Here is a 3582-nt window from a genome sequence, read left to right on the forward strand (position 1 = left end):
GTGAAGGTTGGTCAGATTGCCAGTGGTGGCAATATTGAAATTTTTGCAGGCAACGACATCTATTATGATCAGGTCATAGGCTATGGCAGTGCAACATTGACATCGGTATCTGGAGAGATCAGTGTTGAGAATGTGCTGTCTGCTGAGGGGGATGTGAGATTGACGGCAAACACTCTCGATTTAAGCAATAATCGTTCTCATATTTACACGCCGCAAACGCTGTATTTAATTGCAGATCATATTGATGTCTCGGACAGTAAATTGACTTATGGCGGTTTAGACTTTCAAAGCACCAATGCTCTTGATATTCACAATGCGCGGCTACAAGCCGTAAGAGATGGCGGTGGGACTGGAGATATTCTCTTTATTGCTCCAAGCGTTATGGTTGATGAGACAACGTCTGTTTTAGCAGCACGAGATTTCGTGATCAAGACGGGGGAGCTTAGAAATAGCGGTCAATTGGCATCGGGGCAGGATTTAGTCTTTAGCGTGACGGGGGATGTGACCAACAGCAAAACGGGCTTAATTTATGTGAAGGGCAATGGTGCTTTACAAGTTGATGGGGCTTTGTTGAATGATTTTGGCACCATAATGGCAGAGGGTGATTTGGGTTTCATCAATGCAGCTGGCAGCGGAAAAAGCCTTTCCCTTGTTAACAAAGCGGGCTTTATTCAAGCTGGTGGAAACTTAAATATCCAAACCAACACTCTAAAAAACGAAGCCGATAGCACGCCTGTCATCACAGAAAAAACGGAATATAGCGATATTTCTTTCCAAAGACCAAAGGGTTCTGATAGGCTCAGTGATGGGATGTTATATCAAGATGGTCCCAACCTTTGGGGAAAGGGACACGAACATCAAAGTCATACCGGACCTTTTGACGGGCACGTAAGAATTTTCTTGGATGTTCCTCTTTGGTCGAGCAAAGAAGAAACCTATGGCACCGCAATTTCAAGCGATGGAACAGTCTATAAGGCTTTTACTTGGGAATTTAAGCCTGTCTATGATCAAAAGTCCGTAAAACGCTACCAATGGAATGGTTCTCGGCGGAAGGGAGGATGGTTTGGGTCAATAAACGAAGACTGGTCACATATGACAGAAAAGACTGTCACACAAGCATTTTCGCATAAACCAACTGTTTCGGGGGTAATACAATCTAGTGGCAATCTCATCATTAACGCTGATACCATTGACAACCATTATAGCTCTATGAGAGCAGGGGGAAATGCCGATATCCACGCCAATGTGCTGACCAATTTAGGGGCAACGGCTTATAAAAACACTTATCTTGGTTGTCAGGCTAATACAGACAGTTGTTATGGTTATAAAGCTGATGGAAGCCGCGATGTTTCTTTAGATATAGCCAATGGCAAGGATCGCCAGATTGGTTCAGAAGCTTTGGAGAGCGTTCCTGGTCTTGTCCAAGCGGGTGGCACGTTGAATTTGGTGGTCGATCAACTCAATAACACGGCAGCGGAAGGTTCGATTACAGGGGATGCGCATTTTAAAGCACAAGCAGTTGAAGGCAATCCACTGGAGTCCTTAAGTGGTTTAACTGGGGCTGGCGCTCTCTTTACACCAACAGTCGATCTCAATAATGCGGGGGAACTTTCTGAGGGGCTCCCTTTACCAAAGCCCCAATCGGGTGGGGTTGGGGGCACGCTGCCCAACCAAAATTTCATTTATGAAACGCGGGCAGAATTCCTTGATGTTGGCAAGTTTTATGGCTCAGCCTATTATTTGAACAGAATTGGCTACAATCCTGACAGAGAGATTTTTTTCTTAGGTGATGCTTATTTTGAAAAGCAGCTGATTGAAAAACAAATGCGTGATCTGGTTGGTCAAGGTTTGGGCAAAGGTTCCTTTATTCCTGGAAGTGATGCCATTGAACAAGTCAAAACCTTGCTGGATGTCGGGGCAGACTATGCAAAAGCCCACAATCTCCCCTTTGGTGAGGCTTTGAGTGAAGAACAATTGGCTTCTCTAGAAGCCCCGATGGTGATTTATGTGCGCCAACAGGTCAAGGGCATGGATGTTTATGCACCGGTGCTTTACATCCCTGAAAAAGACAGAGCCTCCTTTGTTTCTGCTGGGGCTTTGATCATGGGCGATGATGTCAATATCACCAGCCAGAATACGAGCAATTCAACGATTATCAATTCAGGGCGGATTGCGGCAAATCACCAATTGCATGTGCATGGCGGGGATATCCTCAGTCAAGGAGGGCATTTTGCGGCGGGTGGTGATGCTGTTATCCTTGCGGAGAAGAATATTCGTTTAGATGCAGGGCGCACAACGGTTGACGGCGTGGAGACCGTTTTAAATACCGAGGCGCTTTCTGCTGGTGGTAATGCAACGGTGATTGCTAAACAAAATATCACCGCCTCCGGGGTGGGGATCACCACCGGAGGTGATCTTGCCATGGCTACAGAACAAGGCAACTTGACGATCGGTTCAGCAGAAACCCATTACCATGATGAACAGGGTGATGCCACCATGCATCATAAATCAGAAGTCAACTCTGGTGGCTCGACGACACTTGCCTCTGGAAAAGATTTGAATATTTTAGGCTCTGATGTTCAAGCAACGGATAAACTTCTCTTGCAAGCTGAGAGGAATGTTTCGATTGATGCCACACGCAACAGCATGGACAATCAGAATGGGAGTGAAACATCTCATGTTGCTTTACACAATGGCTCTCATTTAAGTTCTGGAAAAGAGACCACTGTTCTCTCTGGAAAAGATATCCATATGGCGGCTTCCGATATAGATGCCAAGGGCAAGGTGGGGCTGAAAGCCAGTAACGATATCCTGATCAACAATGCAGAAGATAGCTTACATTATGAGATATCCGATCACAAAGAGGATGGAATATTTAGTGAGAGAGTCCATAATAATGTTGAGGCTACTCAAGTTGTGGGCTCAAGTATAACAGGGGGTGAAGGGATGGCCTTTGAATCTGGCAACGATACAAAAATCATTGGATCGATGCTTTTTGCTGGAAAAGAAGAGGAAACACCAGATCAAGCAAAAGCAGATATTTCTATTCACTCTGGTGGGAATATTCTCATAAAAGGCGCTCAAGAACACTACGATCAGCAATACCAATCGTCATCAAGTAGCTTTTTGCATGAGAAATCTTCCGATAAATCTGAATCGCACACCACAACAGTTTCCTCTGTTCTTGAGGCAACGGGCAACATTGATTTGCAAGCAGAAAAAGAGTCCACAATTACTGCTTCTCATCTGCTTTCAGGTCAAAACATCAATGTGACAGCAGAAAATGTGACGATTGATGGCATGCAAGATCACCATAGCAGCCACTCAGAAGAACATGCATCTGGTTTTGGCGCGGGCTCAGGTGAGGACTTTGTGTCGATATATGGGAGTGAGGAAAAGGTGCAAAATGAAGAGAGTTTTGAACATCAAGGCTCTTCTCTCAATGCGTATGGCACTATCAACATCATTGCCAAGAAAAAAGATGTGAGCATAGTGGGCTCTGATTTTGCAGGTGAGAATATTAACCTTTCGGCAGCTCGTGATGTCAATGTGCTTGTGGGTCATAATAGCCATAAGTCAAAT

General features: G+C 45.0%; 1 protein-coding gene. It reads left to right on the forward strand.

The annotated features are described in order from the left end of the window. On the forward strand, positions 1-3582 hold a 3582-nt coding region (locus ACFIL8_RS08335), incomplete at both ends, for a hemagglutinin repeat-containing protein (protein WP_375689405.1).

It is taken from the genome of Bartonella sp. AP57NXGY, from assembly GCF_042195805.1.
GTDB lineage: Bacteria > Pseudomonadota > Alphaproteobacteria > Rhizobiales > Rhizobiaceae > Bartonella.